This is a genomic window from Tumebacillus amylolyticus (genome assembly GCF_016722965.1).
Taxonomy (GTDB): Bacteria; Bacillota; Bacilli; order Tumebacillales; family Tumebacillaceae; genus Tumebacillus; species Tumebacillus amylolyticus.
In genome coordinates, this window is the sequence record NZ_JAEQNB010000001.1 from 1,072,425 (window position 1) to 1,098,131 (window position 25,707).

The 25,707-nt window shown below is 53.3% G+C and carries 26 protein-coding genes; 18 read left to right on the top strand and 8 right to left on the bottom strand.

The window, feature by feature from the left end; translation table 11 throughout:
* Positions 1-6 precede the first annotated feature (6 nt).
* Positions 7-963 (top strand): RluA family pseudouridine synthase, encoded by a 957-nt coding sequence (locus JJB07_RS04890; protein WP_236587613.1) that lies wholly within the window; start codon positions 7-9, stop codon positions 961-963.
* Between the two features lie 70 nt (positions 964-1,033).
* On the opposite strand, the gene JJB07_RS04895 is transcribed toward JJB07_RS04890, so the two are convergent.
* A complete protein-coding gene (locus tag JJB07_RS04895; protein WP_201631637.1) occupies positions 1,034-1,480 on the bottom strand; it encodes a hypothetical protein in 447 nt (148 codons plus the stop codon).
* 266 nt (positions 1,481-1,746) lie between these two features.
* Here JJB07_RS04895 and JJB07_RS04900 point away from each other — a divergent pair, with 266 nt between their 5' ends.
* From JJB07_RS04900 to JJB07_RS04910, 3 genes are all read left to right on the top strand, one after another.
* On the top strand, positions 1,747-2,640 hold the full coding sequence (locus JJB07_RS04900) for a hypothetical protein (protein ID WP_201631639.1): 894 nt from the start codon (positions 1,747-1,749) through the stop codon (positions 2,638-2,640).
* A gap of 99 nt (positions 2,641-2,739) precedes the next feature.
* Positions 2,740-4,572, top strand: coding sequence for a hypothetical protein (locus JJB07_RS04905; RefSeq protein ID WP_201631642.1), 1,833 nt, complete (start codon positions 2,740-2,742; stop codon positions 4,570-4,572).
* 16 nt (positions 4,573-4,588) lie between these two features.
* The gene (locus tag JJB07_RS04910) at positions 4,589-5,602 is read left to right on the top strand and encodes a S8 family serine peptidase (RefSeq protein WP_201631644.1); all 1,014 of its coding nucleotides are present in this window, start codon (positions 4,589-4,591) and stop codon (positions 5,600-5,602) included.
* Positions 5,603-5,668: 66 nt separating this feature from the next.
* Here JJB07_RS04910 and JJB07_RS04915 read toward each other — a convergent pair whose 3' ends face one another.
* From JJB07_RS04915 to JJB07_RS04925, 3 genes are all read right to left on the bottom strand, one after another.
* On the bottom strand, positions 5,669-6,139 hold the full coding sequence (locus JJB07_RS04915) for an SRPBCC family protein (RefSeq protein ID WP_236587778.1): 471 nt from the start codon (positions 6,137-6,139) through the stop codon (positions 5,669-5,671).
* A gap of 104 nt (positions 6,140-6,243) precedes the next feature.
* Positions 6,244-8,073 (bottom strand): asparagine synthase (glutamine-hydrolyzing), encoded by a 1,830-nt coding sequence (gene asnB, locus JJB07_RS04920; protein ID WP_201631650.1) that lies wholly within the window; start codon positions 8,071-8,073, stop codon positions 6,244-6,246.
* Positions 8,074-9,297 (bottom strand): cytochrome P450, encoded by a 1,224-nt coding sequence (locus JJB07_RS04925; RefSeq protein ID WP_201631653.1) that lies wholly within the window; start codon positions 9,295-9,297, stop codon positions 8,074-8,076.
* 226 nt (positions 9,298-9,523) lie between these two features.
* Between JJB07_RS04925 and JJB07_RS04930 the strand changes: the two genes are divergently transcribed.
* The 6 genes from JJB07_RS04930 (at position 9,524) to JJB07_RS04955 (ending at position 13,953) form a co-directional block, all read left to right on the top strand.
* Complete coding sequence (locus JJB07_RS04930; protein WP_201631655.1) at positions 9,524-10,099, top strand: TetR/AcrR family transcriptional regulator; 576 nt, start codon at positions 9,524-9,526, stop codon at positions 10,097-10,099.
* 74 nt (positions 10,100-10,173) lie between these two features.
* The gene (locus tag JJB07_RS04935) at positions 10,174-10,950 is read left to right on the top strand and encodes an alpha/beta hydrolase (protein WP_201631658.1); all 777 of its coding nucleotides are present in this window, start codon (positions 10,174-10,176) and stop codon (positions 10,948-10,950) included.
* Between the two features lie 30 nt (positions 10,951-10,980).
* Positions 10,981-11,940, top strand: coding sequence for an aromatic acid exporter family protein (locus JJB07_RS04940; protein WP_201631661.1), 960 nt, complete (start codon positions 10,981-10,983; stop codon positions 11,938-11,940).
* 148 nt (positions 11,941-12,088) lie between these two features.
* On the top strand, positions 12,089-12,424 hold the full coding sequence (locus JJB07_RS04945; protein ID WP_201631664.1) for a hypothetical protein: 336 nt from the start codon (positions 12,089-12,091) through the stop codon (positions 12,422-12,424).
* Positions 12,425-12,444: 20 nt separating this feature from the next.
* Positions 12,445-13,362, top strand: coding sequence for an FAD:protein FMN transferase (locus JJB07_RS04950; RefSeq protein ID WP_201631667.1), 918 nt, complete (start codon positions 12,445-12,447; stop codon positions 13,360-13,362).
* Between the two features lie 12 nt (positions 13,363-13,374).
* Positions 13,375-13,953 carry a ferric reductase-like transmembrane domain-containing protein gene (locus tag JJB07_RS04955; protein WP_201631669.1) on the top strand — a complete coding sequence of 193 codons (579 nt, stop codon included), beginning with the start codon at positions 13,375-13,377 and terminating at the stop codon, positions 13,951-13,953.
* Positions 13,954-14,005: 52 nt separating this feature from the next.
* On the opposite strand, the gene JJB07_RS04960 is transcribed toward JJB07_RS04955, so the two are convergent.
* On the bottom strand, positions 14,006-15,268 hold the full coding sequence (locus tag JJB07_RS04960) for an erythromycin esterase family protein (protein WP_201631672.1): 1,263 nt from the start codon (positions 15,266-15,268) through the stop codon (positions 14,006-14,008).
* Positions 15,269-15,361: 93 nt separating this feature from the next.
* Between JJB07_RS04960 and JJB07_RS04965 the strand changes: the two genes are divergently transcribed.
* The 4 genes from JJB07_RS04965 to trpS all read left to right on the top strand — a co-directional run bounded on the left by JJB07_RS04965 (position 15,362) and on the right by trpS (position 18,198).
* Positions 15,362-16,120, top strand: a complete 759-nt coding sequence (locus JJB07_RS04965; RefSeq protein WP_201631675.1) for a hypothetical protein — start codon at positions 15,362-15,364, stop codon at positions 16,118-16,120.
* A gap of 28 nt (positions 16,121-16,148) precedes the next feature.
* Positions 16,149-16,958 carry a pyrroline-5-carboxylate reductase gene (gene proC / locus JJB07_RS04970; RefSeq protein WP_347338315.1) on the top strand — a complete coding sequence of 270 codons (810 nt, stop codon included), beginning with the start codon at positions 16,149-16,151 and terminating at the stop codon, positions 16,956-16,958.
* Positions 16,959-16,980: 22 nt separating this feature from the next.
* Positions 16,981-17,148 carry a hypothetical protein gene (locus JJB07_RS04975; protein ID WP_201631680.1) on the top strand — a complete coding sequence of 56 codons (168 nt, stop codon included), beginning with the start codon at positions 16,981-16,983 and terminating at the stop codon, positions 17,146-17,148.
* Between the two features lie 63 nt (positions 17,149-17,211).
* On the top strand, positions 17,212-18,198 hold the full coding sequence (gene trpS / locus JJB07_RS04980) for a tryptophan--tRNA ligase (RefSeq protein ID WP_201631683.1): 987 nt from the start codon (positions 17,212-17,214) through the stop codon (positions 18,196-18,198).
* A gap of 40 nt (positions 18,199-18,238) precedes the next feature.
* Here the strand turns inward: trpS and JJB07_RS04985 are convergent, their stop codons facing one another.
* Positions 18,239-18,991, bottom strand: coding sequence for a YqjF family protein (locus JJB07_RS04985; protein WP_201631686.1), 753 nt, complete (start codon positions 18,989-18,991; stop codon positions 18,239-18,241).
* A gap of 110 nt (positions 18,992-19,101) precedes the next feature.
* On the opposite strand from JJB07_RS04985, the gene JJB07_RS04990 reads away from it, so the two are divergent.
* Together JJB07_RS04990 and pepF are read left to right on the top strand one after the other, a co-directional pair.
* Complete coding sequence (locus JJB07_RS04990) at positions 19,102-19,974, top strand: NAD-dependent epimerase/dehydratase family protein (protein ID WP_201631688.1); 873 nt, start codon at positions 19,102-19,104, stop codon at positions 19,972-19,974.
* 116 nt (positions 19,975-20,090) lie between these two features.
* On the top strand, positions 20,091-22,046 hold the full coding sequence (pepF, locus tag JJB07_RS04995) for an oligoendopeptidase F (protein ID WP_201631691.1): 1,956 nt from the start codon (positions 20,091-20,093) through the stop codon (positions 22,044-22,046).
* Positions 22,047-22,100: 54 nt separating this feature from the next.
* Here pepF and JJB07_RS05000 read toward each other — a convergent pair whose 3' ends face one another.
* Positions 22,101-23,000: a LysR family transcriptional regulator gene (locus tag JJB07_RS05000; protein ID WP_201631694.1), complete on the bottom strand. Its 900-nt coding sequence runs from the start codon at positions 22,998-23,000 to the stop codon at positions 22,101-22,103.
* A 110-nt stretch (positions 23,001-23,110) separates the two neighbouring features.
* Here JJB07_RS05000 and JJB07_RS05005 point away from each other — a divergent pair, with 110 nt between their 5' ends.
* Both JJB07_RS05005 and JJB07_RS05010 read left to right on the top strand, forming a co-directional pair.
* Positions 23,111-24,331 (top strand): MFS transporter, encoded by a 1,221-nt coding sequence (locus JJB07_RS05005; RefSeq protein ID WP_201631697.1) that lies wholly within the window; start codon positions 23,111-23,113, stop codon positions 24,329-24,331.
* A 46-nt stretch (positions 24,332-24,377) separates the two neighbouring features.
* The gene (locus tag JJB07_RS05010; RefSeq protein ID WP_201631699.1) at positions 24,378-24,761 is read left to right on the top strand and encodes a gamma-glutamylcyclotransferase family protein; all 384 of its coding nucleotides are present in this window, start codon (positions 24,378-24,380) and stop codon (positions 24,759-24,761) included.
* An 81-nt stretch (positions 24,762-24,842) separates the two neighbouring features.
* On the opposite strand, the gene JJB07_RS05015 is transcribed toward JJB07_RS05010, so the two are convergent.
* Positions 24,843-25,643 carry a methyl-accepting chemotaxis protein gene (locus tag JJB07_RS05015; protein WP_201631702.1) on the bottom strand — a complete coding sequence of 267 codons (801 nt, stop codon included), beginning with the start codon at positions 25,641-25,643 and terminating at the stop codon, positions 24,843-24,845.
* Between the last annotated feature and the right edge of the window lie 64 nt (positions 25,644-25,707).

Consider the following 25,707-nt stretch of genomic DNA (forward strand, 5'->3'; position numbering starts at 1 on the left):
CACAGCATGGCTAAAGGTCAGACTTCTACTAAGGCTTACAAACAGGGTGGCAAACCCTTACCTAAAAACGGCGGGAATTCTGCGCCGAGCAAGCAGTTCACGGTGCAAGAGCCGGCGGAACTGCTGGCATTTTTGCTGAAACACATCACCAACCTCAGCCGGAACTCGGTCAAATCCATTCTGGCACGCGGGCAAGTTTTCGTAGGTGAAGAGTCTGTCACCGCCTACAACTACCCGCTCAAACCGGGGCAAACCGTTTCCATCGGGGAGAAAAAAGCACCCGTCACCGAAGCTCCGAAGATGAACGGGGTTACCATCATGTACGAAGACGACGATGTGATCGTGATCGAGAAAGCGTCCGGCCTGCTCTCGATTGCAACGGAGAAAGAAACGGAGCAGTTGACCGCCTACCGCCAGTTGATGGACCACGTGCGACGAGACAACCCGCAGAATCGAATCTTCGTCGTCCACCGTCTGGACCGTGATACATCCGGTGTCATGATGTTCGCGAAAAGCCAAGAGATGAAAGAAAAACTGCAAGACACCTGGAACGAGAGCGTCCAAGAGCGGACGTACATCGCCTTGGTCGAAGGCCAAGTGAAACGCAAGGAAGGCACGATTTCCTCCTGGCTGAAAGAAACCAAGACCCTCATGGTCTATTCCAGCCCGACCCCGAACGGCGGGCAGCACGCGGTGACGCATTACAAGCTGTTGAAAGCCAACAAGAACTACTCGTTGCTTGAGGTGAACTTGGAAACGGGCCGCAAGAACCAAATCCGGGTCCATATGCAAGACATCGGCCACCCGATCGTGAACGACAAGAAGTACGGCGCGAAGGGCAAGTCGATTGCGCGACTTGGTCTGCACGCCCGAGTTCTGGCATTCGTGCATCCGAGAACGGAGAAACTGATGCGCTTCGAAACGAGCATCCCGAAGATGTTCATGGGGCCGTTTCGGGAATAGTGTGCTAATATATCCCAAAAAGGGTACAAAGACTAATTAAGATTAGTCTTTGTACCCTTTTTGGGTTGTGTTAACTATTGATCGAGCCGGACGAGGACTTCTCCAATTGAAGCTTAATTTTCTGATTCCCTACAGAAATTTCTACAAATGATCCAAGTGGCATTTTCTCTCTCCACGAACTGAAGCTTCCTTCCCATGCATGACCATTGGTATTCGAAACCATTTCAGTATCGAAAGAATATGTTTTTCCCTGTAGGTCAGCAATGGAAAAATCTTTACGAGAAAGAGCTTTACCGGAACCATCCATGAAAACGGTAAGACCATTGCTATCCAAGGTAGCTTTTTCAACACGTACTGTGCTTCCGTCCATCATCATTGCTTCAATAGGCTGCGTTAGAACATAACTCGTGCTCTGTTCTTCTGTTGCTTCGCTACGGTGGTCAGTGAGTCTGAATGAGACAACAACAAGAAGAACAAGCAAGGCCATCATAGGAAGAAATAAGTACTTCCTTTTCAAAAGAGCACCCCCTAGGGAAACTAGTGAACATCAGTGTACCATATTTTGTAAGATAAATAAATAACATATTTTGTGTTGAAGAGAAGAACAACGAAAAAGTCGATGACACACAGTATGACTTTAATTCCTTGTATGTTTTTTACGCAAAGCGTATTCAGTGAATTAAGCTATTTCCCAAAATATAGTTGACAGTTTTCCAGTCGATTGATAATATTTGGAATACCAACCAATGTTGGATATTTTTTACAAAACGGAGGAATATGGAAATGAAAAAGAAAGTCATGACTCTTGCTCTGATCGCCACCATGATGGGGACTACCACTGCGTCGTTTGCAACTGGTATTGGCAATGGAAACACAATAGCATCGAACCTTACAGCAGATGAACAATCCTTTGCTACCAAGCAAGGTTTCGGTTTCACTGCACAAGAATTTTTGAGCCCGAATGTACAAGCATTCGTTAAAGAAACGAAGAAACAAAGCGATGCACGTACGGCCCTGTACAACAAAATCAAAAACGATCCGGACTTTGAATTGATCGCTGACAACGGAAATGGTCTCTTCGCTTACACCTATTCCAAAAATGTGAAGACCGATGCTGACCGTGATCGCTTCTTCAAAAAGGCAAATAGCCTGACCGCACAGTCCCAAACGGTTGAGAAGTGGCAGAATACCGGTCTCTACACCCCGACTGACACGAGCAAAGGGTATATTGAAACCCACTTTACAGATACGGTTACTGACACAGATTTCGGCTCTCCGGAAAAGTTGACCGCAAATGGTTACGGTACGGTTCAATATTTCAAGAGTGGTGGTAGCTACACCTATTGGGATACTCTCTCGTCGATTACGGATACCCTGAATATTACCTATGATAGTGTAGCAAGTACGTCCAGCGTTGCTGTGACCGGTGGTGGTAGTTTGACCGGCCCGAGTGGCAGCGGAACAGTAACGTTTAGCTCGACAAAGACCCCGACTGTTGCATCCATCAGCATTAAATGGCCGGATAAAGGTACCTACAACTACTACAACAAATCGTATGGTGATTTCGTTGTATCCGCTCCGAATATCACGAACTATGAACACAGTGCGAGCTCGATCGCAACGGTAGGCGGCAACCATATTTCTGCAAATGCATACGCATCGACCAGCATCTGGTAGAAAGATATTTTTTGATTGAAAATCTTTTTAACAAAACTAACATACTGCTGCTTCATCTTGCAGCAGTATGTTAGTTTATTTTGATAGGGGTGTATGACGATGTACAGAAAAAAGGGAATAACCGTTGCTGCATCTGTGGCATTCATAGCTATGCTAGGGACTGGATTTGCCCTTAAGGATTCTCTTTTCCCGGCTTATGCAGAGATGAGTGACGTGGATGTTAATTTGACCTCGACTTCTATAGAATCTACGATTGTCAACCGAGAACTTGTAAAAAAACTAGTGGGTATGTCCTACTATGAGAACCAAATCCCGATTCAGTTCAGCAACATTGGACTTTCTGACTCTTCTGTTAATTTGTATACTTTATATTGGACGTTGGATATTATGGACCAGCTTGGACAACCATTACCTGTCAGTGAATTGGAGAAGTTTACTCAAGACTTGAATATTTCAAAGAAAACGGAAAGCATTCCGGAAGTGATGCGGAATAATTACCAAGCTGGTATTGCTAATCGCTTAGAACTCGGTGATAGTGACAAGGGAAAGTATGTAGATGAACTGATGGGTCATTATGATGACGTGGATCATCTATTCTATTTTTCCAGCAAAGACGAAGATGTTACAGGAAAGTTGAGCACAACTCTTGAAGTTATTTCAACCTTAAAAACGATGGGTATACCCCTTGATAAAAAGCAAGAAATTGTAGATAAATGCCTACAGCTCTATAACAATGATGAGAATTTTCCTGAGCATAAACCGATCGAGTCCATGGGGAAGGGGGCAGTACTGATTTCGATTTTGAAAGAACTTGGATATACTGCAAGCGATTTTAAAGGTCAGCTCGTAGATCGAAGTAATTGGCTCACGGAGCTCAACCAGAATCCTACAGGATACATACACCCAAGTGACATGTCCGCTATTCTTTATGTACACGAAATGATCACAGTCAACGAGTTTTTCGGTACGTCTTATCAAGTTCCAAAAGCAATGCTGGATGACTCCTTGCGAAATAGTAGTTATGACAAAGATGGCAAAGAGTTTATTGTTGAACCATTAATTGTTTCTAAGGCGATGGCTGTTTACAAAAAATTCGATTACCCATTTCCTTTTCTCGATCAAGTTAAAGCCTATGTAAAAGATATGTCCTCTACTGGCTATAACAAAAATGGAGTCGTATCTGAGAATATGCGAGAAAATTATTACGGAATTGCATTAGCTAAAAAGTTTGGCTATGCATTTGACGAAAAAGCAATGACTCATTTTCTTGAAAATACCTACCAGACTCAGGTAGAAGAGAACAGTTCAATCAGTGGATATAACAAACTGGATAACATCTATTGTCTGGTATTAAGTTACCAAGCCATGGGGATGGAGCTGAAAGATACCAGTATAATCTCTCAGGCAGTAGTTCGTTATTTGCAAGACTATGATGTTGTGGATCCTACGAAATACGGTGAAAGTTTGAATACTTTCGATACGGGTTTCAAGATTTTGTCCTTGCTGCATGAGAAAATACCGACGGATCTAAATAAAAAGACTGTCGAGTTAATAGAAAGTCTAGACAATGATCAGCAAATCTACAACACGATGAAGGTGAACAAAGTATATAATCTGATCAATTGTGTTGGGTATGAGAACCAACATTCAAAGGAGATAATTTCGAAGGTAATGGAAACGTTGAATAAATTGAAAATTGAGGGGGCCTACAAATCAAAAGTTGCTGCTGATTTGCCCGATATCGTCTCCACGTGCGAGGCAGTGCAAGTTCTTAAGAGTCGAAATCAATTCAATGATGTGCAACGGCAGGAAGTAAGGGAATACTTGAAATCTATTTTCCCGTCAAGTGATTCTACTGATTCAAACAGTAACGCAACAACATGGCCAAATCTGATGCAGCTCTATTATGAGTGTTTGCTGTCTTCCTATTAAAAGGAGGGGATGGGGAATGGTGAAGACGAAACTATCATTCCTAACAATATTAGGTACCGCACTCGTGTTTGTGCTGATCGTGGGAACTAGTGCATGGACAGTCTTTGCATTTTCCAAGGATGGGAAAGAAATGACTGCTCAGAACATGGAAATCAGAAGATACCTTGGTCTCGATCAGAACGAGTACAAGGAATTTACAGGGAAAGGTGTAACAGTAGCCATTCTTGACTCTGGAATTGAGTTTCATAATGACATTCCTAGAGACAAAGTCGTATTATTTAAGGATTTTGTAAAAGGTCAGGAAGCTCCGTATGATGATTATGGGCACGGTACATTTATTGCTGGGATCATCGGAGCCAATGGAAAGCTAAAGGGTTTGGCTGAGAATAGCAAACTTGTTGTGGCTAAAGTTCTAGACGAAAATGGAAAAACAGATGCGAAAACCTTACAAAAGGGGATAGAATGGATCATCGACAACAAAGAAAAACAGAACATAAGAGTTGTGAATATTTCCATAGGAATGGATTCCAGTTATTTCAACTTAAATGTAGACGAAGACCCTATTTATAAGGACTTAAAAATACTCAGGGATATGGGGACAGTTATTATTTGTTCAGCAGGAAATGATGGGCCAAAAGAGAATACGATCTTATATCCTGCGCTCAGTCAAGACGTAATAACTGTCGGTTCCGTGAATGCACAGCGGACGATGGAACATGAGGATGATACAATATCTGTTACTTCAAGTCGGGGGTCCTCCGATTTGCAACCCAATAAACCAGATCTTGTCGCGATGGGGGTCGATGTGACATCTCTGGATTTCCGGAAACGTGACGGTTTGACCACCGATTCTGGATCCTCTTACTCAGCAGCAATCGTTTCGGGAGTGGCCGCGGTACTAATAGAGAAGTACCCTGAAAACTCTGCGTCTTCAGTAGAAATGATAATTAGAAATAGCGTTACGACAGTGCATAGTGCTGAGTCACCAAGTCAAGGACATGGAGAAATATATTTTGCTGACCGTAGATAATATATCAAATTCAAAAAAAGCACCGGGTATCATTGACTCCGGTGCTTTTTTTGATGGTTATAGAAACTAAAGAGTGTGCTGATAGTGCTTGTTCCACTCTTCCCAACGTTGCCATGGCCATTCCATTGGGATGTCGTTGAGGATCGAAGACAGGATGTCCAGATGCACATGCCACCCTGCCATGAACGAGGCGAGTGCATCGGGTTTATCGAAGGTGTGCGTCAAGACCAGCAGGGTGCCGTCCTCCGTCGCTTCCAACTCCCAGCGGACCACGGTGGCTTTTTCGTCGCCTTCGTTACACCACGTGTACACCAGCAAGTTCGGGGCTTCTGCGTGTTGTACAACGCCGAGCATCACAGAGTCTGTGTTCTGAAACCGCAGCTCGTACTTCCCACCGGCAACCAGCTCAACGTCTGCCTTTGCCAACCATTGCACCAACTTCTCCGGGTCGGTAAGCACCGCCCAGACTAGCTCCACCGGGTGCTTCAATTTCCGTTCAAACCGCACCACATACTGCTCGCCAACTTTCTCCAACATACCTTCCACGTATGACTCCTCCTCTGCGCTATCTCAATAGTACCGCAAGCGCAACTAAAAAAGACAGTGGCCGCCGAAGCGTCCCACTGTCTCTTTTTCCAATCCTATACCAGCGAAATCTTGTACTCCCGCATCCAAGCGTCCACTTGAATGATGTGGTCGTAGTAATTCTTCTCCGACATGAAGCCCGAACCCACCGGCCCGTCGTAGTACGCCATCTTGCGGACTTGCTCGCGGTCGTACAAGTCGAAGATCGGCGACGAGCTGTCCTCCACGATTTCACGCACTTTCGCCCGCACACCGTTGATGTAATTCGGGTTGTGCGTCACAGGATACGCAGTCTTGCGTCTGCGGACGACATCCTCCGGCAACACATGCGAGAACGCATCGCGCAGCAAGCCTTTTTCCACGCCGCCGTGGAACTTCATCTCCCACGGCACGTTCCACATGTACTCCACCAGTCGGTAGTCGCAGAACGGCACGCGCACTTCCAGAGACGCCGCCATACTCATGCGGTCTTTGCGGTCGAGCATGTAGGAGAGGAAGCGGGTGATGTTCAGGTAAAAAATCTCCCGAGTCCGCGCATCTTCTGCCGATTCGCCCGCCAGACGCGGGACTTCGCTGAGCGCCTGTTGGTAACGCTCCGCTTTGTACTCCGCCAAATTCATCCGTGCCAGCACATCGCCACGCATCGAATCATAGATGTTGCCCCCACCGAGCGCCATCCACGGGAACGTATTCACATTGCGCATCTCCTGCACGTAGTACCACGGATACCCGCCGAACACTTCGTCCGCCGATTCACCGGATAGAGCGACGGTGACGTCCGGCTTCATTCGTTTGAACAGGGTGTACAGCGAAGTCTCGATATCTCCCGTCGCCGGCAAGTCGCGGGCGCGCATCGGCTCGTAGATGTCTTGAAGCAACTCCGGCGAGTCGAGCAAGATGATGTGGTGGTTCGTCTCGGACGAGTCCGCCACTTTTTTCGCCCACGGGGCGTCGAGGTCGCGGTGCAGGGGGTTGGCTTTGAAGTCGCGGTCTTCGTCCACGAATTGCAGGGAGTAGGTGTCGAGCTGACGACCCTCTTCACGGAACGCACGAGCTGCAATCGCCGAGACACCGCTGGAATCGAGACCGCCCGAAAGCATCGTGGAGATCGGAACATCGGACACGAGTTGGCGGGTGACAGCATCCTCCAACAGTTCTCGTACTTGCTGGACAGTCGTCGCGTAATCCGCCGTATGCTCCCGGCTTTCCAACTTCCAATATTGGGTGACCCGCACACCATTGCGAGTGACGAGGAGCGTATGCCCCGGCAAAAGTTCAGACACGCCGCGATACACACCATGCCCCGGCGTGCGGAAAACTCCCATGCTGAGCAACTCCGTCAAACCGTCTTGATCCAACTCCGGCTTGACGAGCGGATTGGCCAACAGCGCTTTGATCTCCGACCCGAACAGGAACGAACTCCCGCGCTGTGCATAGAACATCGGCTTCACCCCGAGGTGGTCACGTCCGAGGAACAACGTCTGCTCGTTCTCATCCCAAATTGCAAACGCGAAGATCCCGTTGAATTTCTCCACACAAGCCGGACCCCATTCGATGTAAGAACGCAGCAGCACCTCCGTATCCGAACGCGATTCAAACACATGCCCCCGCGTCTCCAACTCCTGGCGCAGTTCGCGGAAGTTGTACAGCTCGCCGTTGTATGTAATCGCGTACGTGCGTTCACCCAACTTGCGCACCATCGGCTGAACCCCGCCGTTCGGGTCGATGACGATCAGACGGCGGTGCGCCAAACCCACGCGCGGTGCCAACCAGACGCCGCCTGCATCCGGCCCGCGACGTTTCAGCGTGTCGGCCATTGCTTCTACCAAAGTTCCTTGCTCCGTCAAATCACGTTGCCAATCCAACCAACCGGTGATTCCGCACATTTAGATCGATCTCCCTTCGAAAGTAACCGGATATTCTTTGACCGCTGTGAAAAGCGGGTAGGGCGTCGGCTCGATTTTGGTACCCTCCACGAGGGCGATGTTGCCCAATCGTCTCAAAATCGTCTCCAACGCAATCTGCGCTTCCAATCTCGCAAGCGGTGCCCCGAGACAGAAGTGGTTCCCGAATCCAAACGTGATGTGCGCATTCGGATGGCGGGTCGGATCGAACACATCCGGATGGGCAAACTTCGCGCCGTCACGGTTCGCCGACGCCATCCAGACGTTGACCAACTGGCCCTCGCGAATCACTTGCCCGCGAAGTTCCACATCCATCGTGGCCCGACGGGTGAGACGCGGGACGGAGGGGTAGAAGCGCAGCGTTTCTTCCACAAAGCCCGGGATGAGATGCGGTTCTTCCAGCAGACGCTCTTGGAACTGCGGTTGCTCGCTCAACACGCGAACCATCGCGGTGATGAGGTTCGTCGTCGTCTCGTGCCCGGCGACCAGCAACGTGGTCAAAAAGCGCAGAATCTGATCTTCATCCAACACCTGCTTCTCGGCATTCGCATACCAGAGCACCGAGATCAAATCTTCCGTCGGCTGTTCCTTGCGCATCTGCAAGTGCTGGCGGAAGTAGTCGTTCAACGTGTCACGGGCATGGAGACGCTGTGCCTGCACGCGTTTGTAGGTCTCTTCGGAACTGTCGGTCACTCCCGTAACCAGCGTGTCGGACAGTTCCTTGAAATACAGGCGGTCTGTCGTCGGAATCCCGAGCAGTTCCGCGATGACCATCACCGGCAACGGAGCCGCGACGTCGTACACGGTGTTCATGCGACCTTGCTCCTGCACCGCATCGAGCAAAAAATTCAGAATCTCGTAGATGCGCGGTGCCACATCGGCAACCGCTTTCGGTGTGAACACGCCGTTCACCAACTCGCGAAAATCTTGGTGACGCGGCGGATCAACGGTGATGATGTTTTCCGTATTGGTGTTGTCGCGGTTGAAATTGGACGAGAAGGTCTTCGGGTCTTTCAAGATGCGAACGCAATCTTCGTAGAGAAACGCGTCCCACGTTCCGTAGGTCTCGTCGAATCGCAACGGCGTGTTCTCGCGCAGCGTTTTCAAGATCGGAAACGGGTTCGCCCGCTTCTCTTCGGTGTTAAACTCCTCAAGCGGCGGGATGAAACTGGCACCGCGTGTTTGGGCTACTTGTTTCGATTCCATGAAATTGTCTTCCTCCTCCTACAACGATAATGGATTACATTTTTATTTTTATTATAAGTTTCGTGTCCCTAATTACAACCGACAGAATCCGGCGAAATGTCGAATAAACAACAGATTTCCTCAATCTGTCGAGCAACTGCGAAATAAACAACAGATAGACACCATGTTGATTTTGCGATATAAGAGTAGGTATTCACTTTGACAGACCCGACAGGAGGACGGAACTTTGGAAGAAAAACTCGACGCCCGCATCAAACGCTCTCGCCAACTCTTGCGCGAAGCTTTGGTCACCTTAATTGAAGAAAAAGGATACGAACGCCTCACCGTCCGCGACATCACCGACCGAGCGGCGCTCAACCGCTCGACGTTTTACCTGCACTACCAAGACAAGGAAGACTTGCTCCGCCAAACGGCCAAGGAAGTGTTGGACGAACTGCGCGCCTGCTTTCAAACCCCCGAGCCGATTCCGCTGAAGGACGACATCTCGCCGACGCTGATCTCCCTCTTCGAACACGTCGAGCAGAACGGCGACTTCTATCAGGTGATGCTCAGCGAGAAAGGCTTCCCGCGTTTCCAGTTCTATCTGGAAAAAGTCATGATCGACTCGCTCAAGGGACGCCAAGACCTGCTGCAACCGCAAGGGGAGTTGGCGGTGCCGTTCGATTTTTTCCTGCATTACATCGCCTCGGCACACACGGGGATGATCGCGTGGTGGCTTGGGCAAGACAGGCCGTACTCGCCGAAATACATGGCGACCCAATTGACCCGCCTCATTCGTTCCACCGCCCAAGCGTTGCGATAAAAAAGCAAAGTCTTCCAACTTGTAGTCCACAGGTTTACAATGAAGTTGACGGCAATACGAGGGGAGTGGAAAGGATGGTTGAAAAATTTTCTGTGCCGATCCCGACTCATGAGGCAGAACGAACGATTCGCGTCTACCTGCCGAAAAGCTACGAAGCGGGAGACAGGCGCTATCCGGTTCTCTATGCGCATGACGGGCAAAACCTCTTTCACGATGCAGACGCAACGGGTGGAGTGTCTCTGGGCTTGGAAGCGTATTTTGATACGCACGGCGTGGAGATGATCGTCGTCGGCATCGACTCCGTACCGGGCGAACAGCGAATTATCGACTATTATGCGTGGGCACACGGGGAGTTCAGTCAGCGCATCTTGGGAGAGGCGTGTACGTTGCCCGCCAAGGGAGAAGCGTACATCGACTTCATCGTGCAGGACTTGAAACCGTTGATCGACCGGAAGTATCGGACTCTTGAAAACTCGACGGCGATGGCGGGGATTTCGTCAGGCGGTTCGATTTCGATGTATGCGGCCTGTGCGTACCCGCACATTTTCAAACGGATCGCCGGGTTTTCCAATGCGTTTTACCGCAACCAAGAAGGCATAGAGGACTTCGTGCGGGACTCCGACTTGTCGCTTCTGGAAAACGTCTACTTGGATTGTGGAGCGCAGGAAGGCAAGGGCGAGGAGGAGATCGCGCAGATCTTCCTCGGCTCGAACCGATCTGTCTACGAGATCTTGAAACAGAAGTTCCCACAGGCAAGATTCCGAGTGGTGGAGGACGGGGAGCACAGCTATGAGCATTTCAAAAAACGTGCTCCGGAAGTGTTGGCCTCTTTGTTTGAGGACATCCTGTGAGTGGATGAAAAAAGGAGGACCTCAAAGCCCATGAAAATCGGGTTTCGCACGATCAAAACGGCAGTGGGCAGCGCACTGTCCATCTATGTCGCTTCCTATCTTGGATTGGAGTTCTACTCGTTTGCCGGAATCTTGACGATGCTCTGCTTGCGGGAGACGGTGAAGCGTTCCTTTCGCGATGCGTGGGAGCGCTTCGTTGCGTGCTTGATCGGGATCGCCTTTGCGGTGCTCGCGTTTCACCTGTTCGGGTTCCACCCGTGGGTCATCGGGCTGATCTTGCTGTTCCTCATCCCGACGTCGGTGATGTTGAAAGTGCAAGGCAGCGTCCTCACCGCGTGTGTCATCATCCTGCATATGTTCATGTCGGAGCACGTCGGCGTGTCGATGGTGCTCAACGAATTGAAACTGGTCGCCGTCGGGATCGGAGCGGCGTTGTTGATGAATTCCTACATGCCAAACCGCGAGAAAGAACTGGTGCGGCTGCAAAAGCAAATCGAGGGAAACTTCAAGAGCATTTTTCAACAGATTGCACGCTTCTTGCGGGAGGGTGCGACCGATTGGGAAGGGCGCGAGATCACGGAAACGGTGGACATCTTGCGCGATGCGTTGAAGCTGGCGTTGGAGGATATTGAAAACCACGTGCTCCGCGAGGAGACCGGCTATTATGCGTACTTCCTCATGCGCAGTCGCCAGTTTGAGATCATCCAGCGGATTATGCTGACCCTCTCGCCCTTGGAAGGCTCCTACGAACAAGGCCGTCAGATCGCCGACTACCTTGACGAGATGTCGGTCCACATCGCCCCCGGTACGCGGGAGATGACCCAAGGCCGCCTCGACTCCTTGGCCCGCCTCCAAGACGAGTTCAAAAAAGCAGACCTGCCCCAGAACCGGCATGAGTTTGAGAATCGCGCCGCCCTCTTGCACTTCATTCATGACATGGAACGATATTTGAAGATCAAGCAGAAGTGGTTGATTCGGGACAAGCGGTAGACGTCTGTGACGAAGATGTGAAAAGAGACCCCCTTCGCGAAGAAGTGGGGTCTTTTTTTGTTGGGCACAAAGAAAAATCAAATTCTTCTCCCCCATACTGAAGTCAACACCCCAACACAACCAAAAACCTCTAAGGAGTGACGAATACATGAAACCGAAACAATGGGTCCCTTGGATCATCCGCCTGGGCAGCGTCGCCCTCGTCTCCGTCTTGACGGGGCAGATCACGACGGCGAACGTCAACCATAACGACAATCAAACTGCGATCAACGAAAAAGAAAATGTCAACGGAAATCAAAGCACACCCGATCCCAACGGCTCGACGATCGACGACGGTTTGAACGGCACCGACGGCTACATCGGCGGCGATGACAGGACCATCGATCCCGGTCAAAACTTTGGAAGCAACAACTCCCAAGGCTCGTCCGGCTTCACCCGACCGAACCGAGGCGGAGGCAACAACACCCGTACGCACGGGTCTTGAGAAAAAGGAGGCAGACCGACATGACCCAACAGAATTTTTCCTTTCGCGCCATGAACACCAACGTGGAAATCTGCTTCCTCCCCGCAAATTCTATGGAAGATTCTGAATTCACCGCGCTGATGACCGACGTGCAGTTCCTCTTCGAACAAGTCGAGGACACCTGCTCCCGCTTCCGTCCCGACAGCGAGTTGTCCCGCCTCAACGAAATGGCGGCGCAAACCAATCGGGCGGAGAACTGGTTCCCCGTCTCGACGTTGCTCTGCGACCTCCTCATCGCAGCGGAGGAAGCCTACCACGACACAGACGGAATCTTCAACCCCGGTCTGCTTCGCCATCTGCAAACGGCAGGCTACGATCTTTCCTTTGAAAAGCTCCAACCGCAACCCATGAAAAAAAGCGAAGCCCTGCTCACCGCACCCGGTCTTCCTTTTCACCTGAACGCCAAACACAAAACGATCTCCCTCCAACCTCACGCCCAACTCGATTTAGGAGGCATCGCCAAAGGTTGGACCGTTGACCGTGCCGTCGCACATCTGCGCCGATTCGGAGCCGGATTCGTCAATGCAGGCGGTGACTTGCGCGTCTTCGGTCAAACGAAGGAACCGTGGAACATCGGAGTTGAGGACCCGTTCGCACCTGACCGGGACGTTGCGAGCTTGCAGATGTCATCGGGGGCTCTGGCGACTTCCTCCACCGTCAAACGCCGCTGGCAGCAGGGCAGTATCTGGCAACATCACCTGCTCGATTCCACAACCGGCCGTCCGTCCACGTCTGCGATTGCAACGGCCACCGTAACGGCCCCGACCGCCGTCCAAGCAGACGTCTGGGCCAAAACCGTACTGTTTCTCGGCCCCGAACGAGGCGCAGACTTCCTGCGTCGTCGAAACCAACAGGGCGTCGTCGTCCACCACACTCGAAACGTGCAATTTGTAAAATAAGGAGGTCTCCCCGTGAACACGATACTTTCGTTCTACCACGTCAGCTTGCCCGCTTGGGTTGACGCTTGGACCTTAACTCGGTCGGCGGGCATCGGCGGCTACGTGCTGCTGACCCTCTCCGTGCTCGTCGGTCTCTACCAATCCATCCGCACCAAACAGGGCAAACCGGCTCCGATCGCCGCTGCCGCCCACGTCTCGATGGCGCGCTGGTCGCTGTATCTGGTGCTGGTCCACCTGATCTTGCTCGCGTTTGACAGCTATTCGAACTACTCGTGGTCCGAACTGCTCATCCCGTTCACCTCGCATTTGGAACCGATCCCGATGGCATTTGGCATCATCGCGGGCTACCTGCTTCTCTTCACAATGGTCACCACCGAATTGCGAACCAAAATCGGACAGAAAGCATGGAAGAAACTCCACATGGCAAGCCCGATTCTCTACCTGCTCTCCACCGTCCACGGCATCGCAAACGGCACCGACACCGGTTCGTACCTCCCGATGTACATCGCAAGCAGCCTCAGCGTCATCCTCATGCTCGTCATCCGCTTCGGCTTCGCAGGCAAATCCAAAAAAACCGCAGAAGCCTCATAAAAAGAGACGCATTCCCTCACGAAGGGAACGCGTCTTTTTTTGCTAGAGTCATTTAGACGACAACTTCTTCGACCACCACAGGACGCAACGCCTTCGTTTCATCTACATACACAAACGCATCGTACCTTTCCGCCATATTCGACGGCACATAATTCCCGCGCTCATACTCAGGGTAGTAGACCACGCCAATCGCACGATGCCCGACGGTGGTTTGGAACAGGGGATTCTCCGGCCCGAGGAAGAGAATTTGGTTGTGAGCTCCTGCTCTGTGCATCAAGTCTTCCCAGGAATTATGGATCGCTTTGGGGACGGGCATCACTTGCAGGGGAGCGCCCCATTCGCGAGCGGCGATGACCGTGCCGCGGTGAGTACCGAATCCGATCGCATAGCAGTTTTCGCGCCCGTATTGCTCGCGGACCAACTGCCCGACGTTGACCATGCCTTCGCTTGCCATATCGGTCGCCCGTGCATCGCCGATGTGCGTGTTGTGCTCCCAGATGATCGCTTTCGCCCCCGTGCCGTGGAAGCGCATCAACTGGTTCAACGCCTCGACCATATGCGTATCGCGGATGTTCCACGAGTCGTTGCCGCCGCGCACCATCGAGCGGTAGTAGCGCTCCGCATTCACCGCGACCATCGCGTTCAACTCGGCACTCAACTCCGCTTCGCTCTCCACTCGTCCGTTGAAACGGCGCTCTTGCAACGAAGTCAGGAGTTTGACGACTTCCTCCTCGCACGTTTCATGCAGATACGCCGCCGCCATGCCATACGTCTGTCCTTCGCGCGAGTAGGGCTCGAAGCAGGCGAACGCACGCTTCGCTTTGAACAGCTCGGGGGAGTTCGTCTCCTCCAGATACTTCAAGACTTCCTCCATCGACTCCCACAGGCTGTACATATCCAGTCCGTAGAAGCCTACGCGTTTTGATTCGTCGCGGTTCGCATTGAACCCGCGCATCCACTTCCCGAGTTCCATCACTTCTTGGTTCGCCCACATCCACGTCGGCCAGCGGTTGAAGGCACCGACAGCTTCGCGCACGGAACCGGGTGCGCCGGAGGTGTTTTTTACGTATTGGTTGAGGCTGTAGCAAGAGGGCCAGTCGCCTTCGACGCCGATGAAGTTGAACCCCTTGCGTTCGATGAGGCGCTTACTCAGCTCCATCCGCAAGCTGTAAAACTCCGAAGTCCCGTGCGACGCTTCGCCCAGCATCACGATCTGCGCATCTCCAATTGCATCCACCAACTCATCGAGATCGTCGTGCGAGTCGAGACGGAGGGAGTGGTTGCGAATTTCTTCAACGATGTCGTGTTTGTTCATTCTGCATCCCTGTCTTTCCATTTGAATTGACAGTGAAAGTATGTCCGTTCCGTGCTACAATCCATGTACTTGGAAATGTTGGGAGGCATCAACATGATGACGTACCGACTGGAGCGTTTTTTGCCGAAGATCGAAGCGTTGCCCGCTCACGGCAAGCTGCGGCAGGAGGACTTGTTGACGCCGGCGTTTCGACTTCAACAGCAGGGAAGTGTGGAGATCTACTACGCCCCGCACAACGACTACATCAACACGGCGGCCAAAGTCTGCATCGTCGGCATCACGCCGGGCTGGCAGCAGATGGAGCTCTCGTTTCGTCAGGTGCGCGATGACCTGCAAGCCCAAACCTTCTCCCTCGACGAGATCGCCCGCCGCGCCAAGGAAGTTGCCGGACTTGCAGGCACGATGCGCAAGAACGTCATCGAGATGCTGGACGACCTCGGGCTTCCTGAAAAAGTGGGCGTCCCAACGGCAGCCCACCTTTTTTCAGACCGGCGCGACTTGCTGCATACCACGTCGCTGATCCACGACCCCGTGTTCGTCAAAGGCCGCAACTACACCGGACACACACCGCAGATTGCGTCGACTCCCATCTTGAAAACCTACGCCTATGAGAAGTTTCCGCATGAATGGAAGCAACTCACGCACAACCCGCTCCTCATCCCGTTAGGAAAAAGCGTCGCGGACATTCTCGCGACCCTCATCGACGAGGGCGTGCTCGATCGGGAGCGCTGTCTGCTCGGTTTTCCCCACCCCTCAGGCGCCAACGGGCATCGTAAGACGCAATTTGCGCAGGTCAAAGAACAGTTACAGATTCAACTAGAGACTTTTTTTCTGCGAGATTGCAAAGTATAATGATGCCAGTATGATGGGAGGAAGATCAGTGAGGAAGCAACGGATCTTGTTCATTGGCGCAGGACGAATGGCGGAAGCGATTTTTGCCGGTGTATTGCGTACACAGAAGGACTACATAGAGGAGATCGTCGTCGCGAACCGCTCAGACCTTGCGCGGCTTCACGCGATGCGCGACCAATACGGCGTCAGCGTCACCACCGATTGGCGAGACGCTGTTGCCAAAGCGGATGTCGTGTTGCTTGCGATGCCGCCGCAGAACCATCGCGATGTGCTGACTCAACTCGCACCCTACATCAAGGGCCAGTTGGTGATGACCGTCGCCGCCGGGATTGGAATCGGACTGCTTGAAGAAACGCTTCCCGCAGGCACGCCCGTCGTCTGGATCATGCCGAACACCGCAGCGGGCATCGGAGAGTCGATCACCCTGTTCACCTGCGGACGACACGTCGAGGACAAGCAGCGCGACGTGCTGAACATGGTCCTCGCAGGAATCGGCGAAGCGGTAGAATGCACAGAACAACAAGTACACGATCTCACCGCCATTACCGGCAGTGCTCCGGCGTTTCTCTATCGAATGGTCGAGGAGCTGGAACTTTCGGCACAAGGATACGGCATGGCACCGGAAACAGCGCGCCGCATGGTCGCCCAGATGATCTACGGATCGGCGGCGATGCTGAAAACGGGCGCAGACCCTGCCGATTTGCGAGACAGTGTGACAACGCCGGGCGGTGCGACGGCAGCGGGGCTTCGCGTGATGGACGAGCGTCGTTTTTCTGAAATGATGCAAGGTGCAGTCGAAGCCACCAATGCCCGCGCCCGCGAGATGGCGAACGAATAAACGAGGAGGCTCAACCGACACCATGAGCGACCAAGACAAAAACATTGATATGATGCGCAAACTCGTCGAAGCCAAGAAAGCCAAGAGCGCAGGCCAACGCGGCCTCGGACGCGCCGACAAAGACATTCAGGCCAAAGCGATGAAAGTCACCAAGCAACATAAAAAAGGCGGACTCTTCGACGGCAAATAAGCCGCATCAGAAGCCCGCAGGCACACCGAAAAACGGAGAGCAGAGAAGATGGAGGCGAGTGTCATGAAAAATATTTTTTCCGGGATTCAACCCAGTGGCATGATTACGCTGGGCAACTACTTGGGTGCGATGAAGCAGTTCCTCGCGTTGCAAGAGCAAGAGAATTGCTTTTTCTGTATCGTCAACCAGCATGCGATCACCCTCCCGCAAGACCCGGCCGACCTGCGTCGCAACACCCGCAGTCTCGCGGCGCTGTACGTCGCCATCGGCCTCGATCCGGAAAAAGTCGTCCTGTTCGTTCAGTCCGACGTTGCGGCGCACGTCAAACTCGGCTGGATCATGCAGACGATTTCCTACGTCGGCGAACTGGAACGCATGACTCAGTTCAAAGACAAAGCACGCGGTCGTGAAGAGTCGATCCCGGCAGGTCTCTTGACCTATCCGCCGTTGATGGCTGCCGACATCTTGCTTTACCAGACGGACGTCGTGCCGGTCGGCGACGACCAGAAGCAACACATCGAGTTGACCCGCGACTTGGCACAGCGTTTCAACAACCGCTTCGGCGAAGTGTTCACCATCCCGGACATCCAACTGCCAAGCGTTGGCGGACGCATCATGTCCTTGCAAGAGCCGACGAAAAAAATGTCCAAGTCCGACCCGAACCAGCAGTCGTTCCTGTCGCTACTCGATTCGGAAGCGGACATCGTGAAGAAAATCAAGCGCGCGCAAACGGACTCCGACAACGCGATCCGCTTTGACAAAGAAAACAAACCGGGCATCTCGAACCTGCTCTCCATCTACTCGCTGCTTGCAGGCCGCAAGTTGGAGGAGATCGAAGCCGAGTACTCCGGCAAGACCTACGGCGCGCTCAAGGGCGACCTCGCCGAGCTCGTCCTCTCCGAACTGAAACCGATCCAAGAGCGCTACCACAACCTCGTCGAATCGTCCCAACTCGACGACATCCTCGACGCAGGTGCCGCCAAAGCGAACGAAGTCGCCAACGCCACCCTCGACAAAGTCGAACAAGCTGTCGGCCTCAGCCGCAAGTAAAAAAAACCTCGGCACCGTCTGGTGACCGAGGTTTTTCTTTTTACTTAATCCGCTCCAACGGCCAGCAATGCGTCACGATCTCCTTCGCAAAGTACGCCTTCGGACCTTCCAACGGCTGGGGCAGACCTGCCGCTTCAAACAGTTGGTTCTCCTGAATCTCCACCTCTGCATGCTGCAACGGCCACTTCCCATGCTCAATATCTCCACGGAACACAGACCCTTGCTCATCAGTCGAGAACAGAGAGAAGCGCTCCGTCAACCATGCATGAAGCGACCCCGCCTCCGCCATAAACACATCGGACGTCGGACGGTACGTACACGAGAAGTTCGCCGCCGGACCGTCGCCCCCGCGCACATTGTGGAATTCAAACACCCCGTCATTTTCCTCCAACGAGATACTCGCATCGTAATAGGGCAGATGGTACATCAACTTCGCCATCACCGACCCCAACCAAGAGTCGGCATCAATGCTGAAGAAATACACCCCCGGACGACCGTCCACCACCACATACGTCCGCAAATTCAACTCGCCAAAGTGCATCGAGAGAAAGTCCGGCTCAAGACGCAGTCGAATCCGCTTCATATAAAAAGGCACCACCGAGACGTACGCTCGACCTTCATACACGTCCAACTCCATCCCCTTGGGAATGTGCGGACGCAACGCCTCCGGGTCGAACGCATAATGCAAGAAGCACAGATTCTCCCAATCCTGCAACATCGTCCACGGCTTGTGCCGTTCGACGTCACCCTCGGTAAATGTCCCGTTAAATTCCTGATCAACTTCACGACTCATCGGGTATCTCTCCCCATTTTCAACGTAAAATACTTACAAATTGATCTTATCACAACATTCACTTCTAATGGTACAATGGAAATACCACCCAGAAAAAGGAGAGGATACATATGAAGAAAACCGCTCTCGTCCTTGGCGGCACCCGCTTTTTTGGCAAGCATCTCGTAGAATCCTTGTTGGAACAGGGCATCGACGTCACCGTCGCAACCCGCGGTCAAAGCGAGGACTCCTTCGGTGATCGTGTTACGCGTCTGACCGTCGACCGCCTCGACCGCGACTCGCTCGCGTCCGCTCTGGAAGGCAAGTCCTACGACCTCGTTTACGACCAGATCTGCTACGGCCCGACCGATGCGCAAAACGCCGTCGATGTCCTGAGCGGCAAAGTCGGCCGTTATGTATTTACGTCGACCCTGTCCGTCTACGATGCAACCGGAGAGATTTGGTCCGAATCAGGCTTCGCCCCGTGCACCTACGATATCAAATACGGCCCGTACACCGAGTTTTCGTACACCGAAGGCAAACGCCTCGCCGAAGCCGTGTTCTTCCAAAAAGCGGACTTCCCCGTCGTCGCCGTCCGCATCCCGATCGTCGTCGGGCTCGACGACTACACCCGCCGTCTGCACTTCCACGTCGAGCATGTCGCTCAAGAAGTTGCGTTTGAGATGCCGAACCTCGATGCGGAAATGAACTTCATCACCTCGCAAGAAGCGGGCAACTTCATCGCTTGGTGCGGAACGGCCGACATCAAGGGCCCGGTCAACGCCTGTGCCAACGGCACGATTGCCATGCGCGACCTGCTCGCCCTGATCGAAGAGACCACCGGCAAAAAAGCACTCGTCCAAGCGGGTGCCGAGGGCTCTCCCTATGGAGTCCCGACCACGTGGGCGATGAACACCGCCAAAGCGCAAAACGCCGGCTACACCTTCACCAACTTGAACGACTGGCTCCCGCAACTCGTGCGCGACCTCGCCGCCGGGAAGTAAAAAGCAAAGCCCTCGTCCGCATGACGGACGGGGGCTTTTTTTTCCTCCTCTTCCACATGGGTTTGGTGATTTCAGGGAATCACAATAGGTACTATCTACCCGAGGAGGAGCGACCGATGAGAAGATCGTTGACGACGCTTTCGGCGATGTTGATCGCCTTGACCACGCTGTACGTCCCGGCCTCCACAACGCACGCGGCCGTGCCGACCCAGCAACCGCCCGTTGAAATTCGCGACTTCGCCGTCGCCGAGCCGACCGGGGGAAGCAACGCTCCCGGCTATCGCAAACGCGACGAAGTGCCCGCCAAATACAAATGGAACCTTCAAAGCATCTACCCGTCCCAATCCGCTTGGGAGCAAGACTGCAAAAAAGTCGAAGCCCTGCTCCGCGACTTCGGCCGCTATCGGGGCCACTTGAAAAATCCCGCGCAAGTCAAAGCGATGCTCGACAACTACGCCGTGCTCAGCCGCGTGTTTGACAAAGTCCACGTCTACGCCAAGCTGAGTTTTGACACCAACACGGGCGACTCCAAACTCCAAGCCTTAAACGAACGCGCCGAAAAACTCGCCACCCTCGTCGGCGAGAAAACCTCTTGGGTGATGCCGGAACTCTGTGCGATTTCGGAAGGGGAGGTCAAGACAATTTTTGCCGACCCGAAGCTCGCCGCCTACAAGCCGTTCCTCGAAGACGCGCTGAAAACCAAACCGCACACCCTCTCCCAAGAGATGGAGTCTGTCCTCGCGCAAACGCACCCTCTGGCGAAGGCTCCTGAGAAAATCTACACGATGTTGCAAAAAGACATCCTCTTTCCCACCCTTCGCACCAAGGACGGACACGATATCCATCTGACGCCCGGCAATTATTCGGCGATCATGCAACAGGACGACCGCGAGCTTCGCAAGAACGCGTATGAACTCTACAACCGCGTGATTGAGCATTACCAAGACACGTACTCCTCCACGTTCTCTGCCGAAGTGCAAGCCAACAACTTCGCCGCCCGCGTTCACAAGTACGACTCCGCGCTGGAAGCCAGCCTCATACCCAACGGCATCCCGACCGACGTGTACGACCAACTGCTGAACACCGTACACAAAAACCTGCCCCTGCTCCAACGCTACATGGACTTGAAACGCCAACTGCTCGGCCTCGACCAACTCCACGTCTACGATCTCTACCTGCCCATCTCGTCGCATGACCAACGCTACATCCCGTTTGAAGAAGCAAAAGGCATGGTGCTCGAAGGGCTCAAACCGCTGGGCGACGACTATGTGGACGTTTTGAAAAAAGCGTTCGACTCCAACTGGATCGACGTCTACTCCACAGAAGACAAGCGGGGCGGAGGCTACCAGTGGGGATGTTATGACACCCATCCGTTCGTGCTGTTGAACTACCAAGGGCATTATGACGATGTCTCGACGGTGGCGCATGAACTGGGGCATGCGATGCAGTCGTACTATACCCAGCAGAAGCAGCCGTATCTCTATTCCGGTTATCCGATCTTCACGGCGGAAGTGGCGTCGACGATGAATGAGACGTTGATGTTCAAGTCGCTGTACAAGCACGCGACGACCCGAGATGACAAGCTCTACCTCCTGCACCAATACCTCGAAACGTTCGTCGGCACGCTGTTCCGCCAAGCGCAGTTTGCGGAATTCGAGAAGATCGCCCATGAGAAGGAGCAGAAGGGAGAAGCGTTGACCGCCGAAACCCTCAAAGCTCTCTACCTCGACATTCACAAAAAGTACTTCGGCAACACGCTCGTCGCCGATCCGGAAGTGGGCATGCAATGGTCGAGGGTGCCGCACTTCTACTACGGTTTTTACGTGTACCAATACGCGACGAGCTTTGCGGCGTCCACAGCGCTTGCCAAACAAGTACTGGAAGAGGGGCAACCGGCGGTTGCGCGCATCCGCGAAAACTTCCTCGCCGCCGGTTCCTCCAAGCCCCCGCTCCAAATCCTCAAGGACGCCGGCGTCGACATGTCCACGCCCAAGCCCATTGAGCAAGCGATGAAAGTCTTCGAAGAACAGTTGAACGAAATGGAGAAACTCATCAAAGAAAAAAAGAAATAGACGAGCTGTATGAACGCAGAACGCATTTGAAAAAAGGCGATTGAGCACAAGCGCTCAATCGCCTTTTATCTGGGGAAGTTGATGCCGTTGATCTTGGAAAAGTTCAATCCATGCTTGAAGCACGGGGGACTTGGCTTTGCGTTTCGGGTAGATCAAGTAGGCGTTGCGGGTGGGAATGGGCTGACGGGGACGGAAGGGTAGTTTTTTCACAATGCCTTGCGCTTCCAAGTCGTCGGCGATGTGTTGAAGCAGGAACCCGATGCCTTCTCCCGCACGAATGGCATGAACCAGCAACTGTGTATCATCCACTTGAAACCCATGCAGAAACCCCGTCCCGACCTCCGAGTCGTACCACTCCGAGAACGGCGAGCCCCAGTTCATGAAGAGAAACGGCAGGTCGGGCAAAATCTCCGGCGGTATCACATCCACCCCCGGATCAAAGTCCGGCGGGCCGACCAACACGATGGAGTCCCGATACAACGGTTGTACCTCAATCTCCGGATGATGCGGCGGCAAATACACCAGCCCGAGATCGATCAGCCCGTCGAACATCCGCCGCGCGATATCATCGGAGTGCCCCGTTATCGTGCGCAACGCCACTTCAGGATGGCGTCTGCGAAACTCAAACAGCAACGGATACAACGTAAATTGCCAGATCGAACTGAGCGCCCCCACCGTGAAGCGTTCATCGAATTTGCCTTGCAAGTACGTCGACAATTCCCCCTCGCGCAGCAGATCGAGCGCCCGTTGCAAGTAAGGCTGCAACGTAAGTCCTGCGGGCGTCAACTCCACACGGCGCGAATCGCGTGTGAACAACGGCTTGCCGATTGTTTCTTCCAAGAGCTTGATGCGCGTGGTAATTGTCGACTGCGCGACATGGAGTTGCTCTGCGGCGCGGGTGAAGCTTTTCGTCTGGGCGATGGCGAGAAAAGCGCGGATCTGGTCGAGTTCCATGAACGGGTGGGAAGCCTCCTTGAATCAAGTTTTTGAATAGAACCTATTCAATAGTTTCGTTTTACGAATGGACTCTCCTCCTTGTACGATGGGAGGCGAGGTGATGCATCATGGGTTTGAAGCCCCTTTCATGGATTCGCAGTTTTCCGCAGGGGATACCGTTGACGCTGGTGAACATCCTGCTGATGTCGCTCGGTTTTTATGCGCTGATTCCGTATCTTTCGTACTACTTGACGCATAGTTTAGGATGGACGGCTTTTTTAGCGGGCGTGTTGTTGATGACACGGCAGCTCAGCCAGCAAGGTCTGACGTTTTTGACCGGGATGGTGGGAGATCGGCTCGGCTATAAGCGGTTGATGGTCTGGGGGATGGTCGTGCGCGGCATCGGGTTTGCGATGTTCGGGTTGACCGACCATCCGATCGGATTGATCGCTGCGGCGGCGGTGTCCGGGTTCGGCGGAGCGATGTTCGAGCCGACGCGCGATGCGGTGCTGACGGCGCTTTCGGAACCTGCCGACCTCAGTCGGGTCTATGCAGCCCGCAAAGTTTTTGCACAAGCAGGGCTTGCGCTGTCCGCTCCGCTGAGCGCACTGCTGATCAACCTCGACTTCCGCCTGTTGTCGTTTGCGTGCGGCTTGTTGTTTTTCGGGGCGGCGTTGCTCACCCAGATTCGCATGCCGTCCGTGTATGCGCAGAGCAAGCCGTTGCCGTTCCTCTCGATGTGGAGGATCGTGCTTCGTGATAAACCGTTTTTGTTGTTCGTCCTCCTCATGTGCGGTCATTACTTCATGTCGATGCAGTCTTTTTTGACGATTCCGATGCAGGTCATCGCCATCACGGGCGACGTGCGGGCCGTGTCGCTGGTCAATCTGATCATGGCGTGTCTGATCATGCTCTTGCAAGTTCCCGTCAACCGCCGTCTGCGCGGGGTCGAGCTTCTCACACAGATGCGCATCGGGCTTGCGTGTACGGCATCCGGCTTGGTGGTGCTGGGATTTGCGCACGGGTTGCCGCTGTTCTTGGTCGGATTTCTGATCTTCTCGCTGGGGACGATGATCGTGGAACCTGCAAGTTCGGAGTTGACCGCGCGATTGGCGGATCAGGAAGTGTACGGCACCTACTTCGGTGTTGCGTCTGTTGCCATGGCGCTCGGCGGCGGGTTCAGTCAAGGTGCAGGCGGGTGGTTGTTCCAAACGGGAGGAGATCTCGGGTTTCCGATGCTTGTCTTTGTCTGCGGAGGAGGAGCTGGATTGTTGGCGATTCTGGGGATTGGCTTGCTTGCTCGAAATCTTCAGTCAAGAGGCTCCTTTTTCGAACATAGTTTGCTATGATGGGAGATGCGGTTAAGCTGTAGACGGGAAGGAGTTGTAGATCACCATGATCGACGTATTCGTCTACGGGTCGGTGCTCGCGGGCGAGCGGAACCACCACCATATCGCCCCGTTTTTGAAAGCGGTCCAACCGGGATCGGTACGCGGCCGGTTGTATGACACCGGCAACGGGTATCCGGCCCTCATCCTCGACGACGTGAACGGCTATGAAGTTGTCGGCGAGTGGTACCTGATCACGGGCGCCGGATTGAAAAAGTTCGACGAACTCGAGGAGTATTTCGGCCCGAGCCACGCGGACAATGAGTACGAACGGGTGCATGTGAAAGACATGAGCCATCATCGTTCCGGCTGGGTGTACGTCTGGACGGACGACCGAGGCTGTCAGGAGGTCACCAGTGGTTCGTGGCGCAAACATCTGGGACGCGAGTAGAGCACGACCGGGCAAGCGATTTCAGAGCGGCCCGCAATGAAAAAAGTCACGACCTGCAAGACAGGGTCGTGACTTTTTTTACTAGATGAGTTTCGAGAGTTGCCCGATGTCGCGCACAGTTACGGCGACTTCCTCAAGGGCTGCCGCGATCTCTTGCGTGGCGGCCGATTGGGTGCGAACTTTGCCCTCCGCTTCGTGGATCAAGGTTTGCACTTGGGAGAACAGCGTGTGGATGTTCTCAAGGGTCGTGCGCACATTGGTGATCGACTTGGCGGTCTCTTCGGAGAGCTTCTGCATTTCCTTGGCGACGACGGAGAAGGAACGGCCTTGCTCCCCGGCGCGCGCCGATTCGATCAGGGCGTTGAGCGAGATGAGGCGGGAGCGGTCGGCGATGTTTTTGATCAAATTCCCGACGTTGTCGATCTTCTTGATCTCGTCGTTCGTTTGGGTCACGGTCTGGAGCAGCAACGCCATGAAGTCGGACAGGCCGCCCGCGTTGTCGGCGATGTCGTGACCGGACGTGCCGATCTGCTCAAATGCGCTGTCGAGGTCTTGCAGCGACTCTTGCAGCGTGTGCTCGTTTTCCACACCCAGCGAGATGCCGATACAGCCCCCCTCGACGGGAATCGCGGTCGTCTGGCAGATGACGCCGTAGACTTCACGCGGAACCAAGCGTGAAATTTTTTCCTGATTCTGAATGACGAGAGCCGGCGTGCCTCCGGGGGTCAGGGCATCGCCCGGCCTGATCGGGATGTCAAAGCGTCCGTGGATGTCGAAGATCAGAAATTTCTCGTGGTCGGTCGCCCAGATGGCGAGGTCTTGCTTCACGAGCAATTCGGGCAAGTATTTTGCGATATGGAGATAGGAGTCCAACGTATTCATGAGAGTAAAATCCTCCTTGGTTATAAAACATAATATACAAGTAGTAAGTGTTTCTATAATTATT

What these genes read in the sequence shown, in the direction of transcription:
- JJB07_RS04960 (WP_201631672.1), bottom strand. Translation starts at nt 15,268, where the DNA reads ATGAACAAACACGACATCGTTGAAGAAATTCGCAACCACTCCCTCCGT.
- JJB07_RS05010 (WP_201631699.1), top strand. Translation starts at nt 24,378, where the DNA reads ATGATCGACGTATTCGTCTACGGGTCGGTGCTCGCGGGCGAGCGGAAC.
- JJB07_RS04890 (WP_236587613.1), top strand. Translation starts at nt 7, where the DNA reads ATGGCTAAAGGTCAGACTTCTACTAAGGCTTACAAACAGGGTGGCAAA.
- JJB07_RS04910 (WP_201631644.1), top strand. Translation starts at nt 4,589, where the DNA reads ATGGTGAAGACGAAACTATCATTCCTAACAATATTAGGTACCGCACTC.
- JJB07_RS04945 (WP_201631664.1), top strand. Translation starts at nt 12,089, where the DNA reads ATGAAACCGAAACAATGGGTCCCTTGGATCATCCGCCTGGGCAGCGTC.
- JJB07_RS04915 (WP_236587778.1), bottom strand. Translation starts at nt 6,139, where the DNA reads ATGTTGGAGAAAGTTGGCGAGCAGTATGTGGTGCGGTTTGAACGGAAA.
- JJB07_RS04905 (WP_201631642.1), top strand. Translation starts at nt 2,740, where the DNA reads ATGTACAGAAAAAAGGGAATAACCGTTGCTGCATCTGTGGCATTCATA.
- JJB07_RS04975 (WP_201631680.1), top strand. Translation starts at nt 16,981, where the DNA reads ATGAGCGACCAAGACAAAAACATTGATATGATGCGCAAACTCGTCGAA.
- JJB07_RS04900 (WP_201631639.1), top strand. Translation starts at nt 1,747, where the DNA reads ATGAAAAAGAAAGTCATGACTCTTGCTCTGATCGCCACCATGATGGGG.
- pepF (WP_201631691.1), top strand. Translation starts at nt 20,091, where the DNA reads ATGAGAAGATCGTTGACGACGCTTTCGGCGATGTTGATCGCCTTGACC.
- trpS (WP_201631683.1), top strand. Translation starts at nt 17,212, where the DNA reads ATGAAAAATATTTTTTCCGGGATTCAACCCAGTGGCATGATTACGCTG.
- JJB07_RS04965 (WP_201631675.1), top strand. Translation starts at nt 15,362, where the DNA reads ATGATGACGTACCGACTGGAGCGTTTTTTGCCGAAGATCGAAGCGTTG.
- JJB07_RS05000 (WP_201631694.1), bottom strand. Translation starts at nt 23,000, where the DNA reads ATGGAACTCGACCAGATCCGCGCTTTTCTCGCCATCGCCCAGACGAAA.
- JJB07_RS04935 (WP_201631658.1), top strand. Translation starts at nt 10,174, where the DNA reads ATGGTTGAAAAATTTTCTGTGCCGATCCCGACTCATGAGGCAGAACGA.
- JJB07_RS05005 (WP_201631697.1), top strand. Translation starts at nt 23,111, where the DNA reads ATGGGTTTGAAGCCCCTTTCATGGATTCGCAGTTTTCCGCAGGGGATA.
- JJB07_RS04990 (WP_201631688.1), top strand. Translation starts at nt 19,102, where the DNA reads ATGAAGAAAACCGCTCTCGTCCTTGGCGGCACCCGCTTTTTTGGCAAG.
- JJB07_RS04985 (WP_201631686.1), bottom strand. Translation starts at nt 18,991, where the DNA reads ATGAGTCGTGAAGTTGATCAGGAATTTAACGGGACATTTACCGAGGGT.
- JJB07_RS04925 (WP_201631653.1), bottom strand. Translation starts at nt 9,297, where the DNA reads ATGGAATCGAAACAAGTAGCCCAAACACGCGGTGCCAGTTTCATCCCG.
- JJB07_RS05015 (WP_201631702.1), bottom strand. Translation starts at nt 25,643, where the DNA reads ATGAATACGTTGGACTCCTATCTCCATATCGCAAAATACTTGCCCGAA.
- JJB07_RS04940 (WP_201631661.1), top strand. Translation starts at nt 10,981, where the DNA reads ATGAAAATCGGGTTTCGCACGATCAAAACGGCAGTGGGCAGCGCACTG.
- JJB07_RS04950 (WP_201631667.1), top strand. Translation starts at nt 12,445, where the DNA reads ATGACCCAACAGAATTTTTCCTTTCGCGCCATGAACACCAACGTGGAA.
- asnB (WP_201631650.1), bottom strand. Translation starts at nt 8,073, where the DNA reads ATGTGCGGAATCACCGGTTGGTTGGATTGGCAACGTGATTTGACGGAG.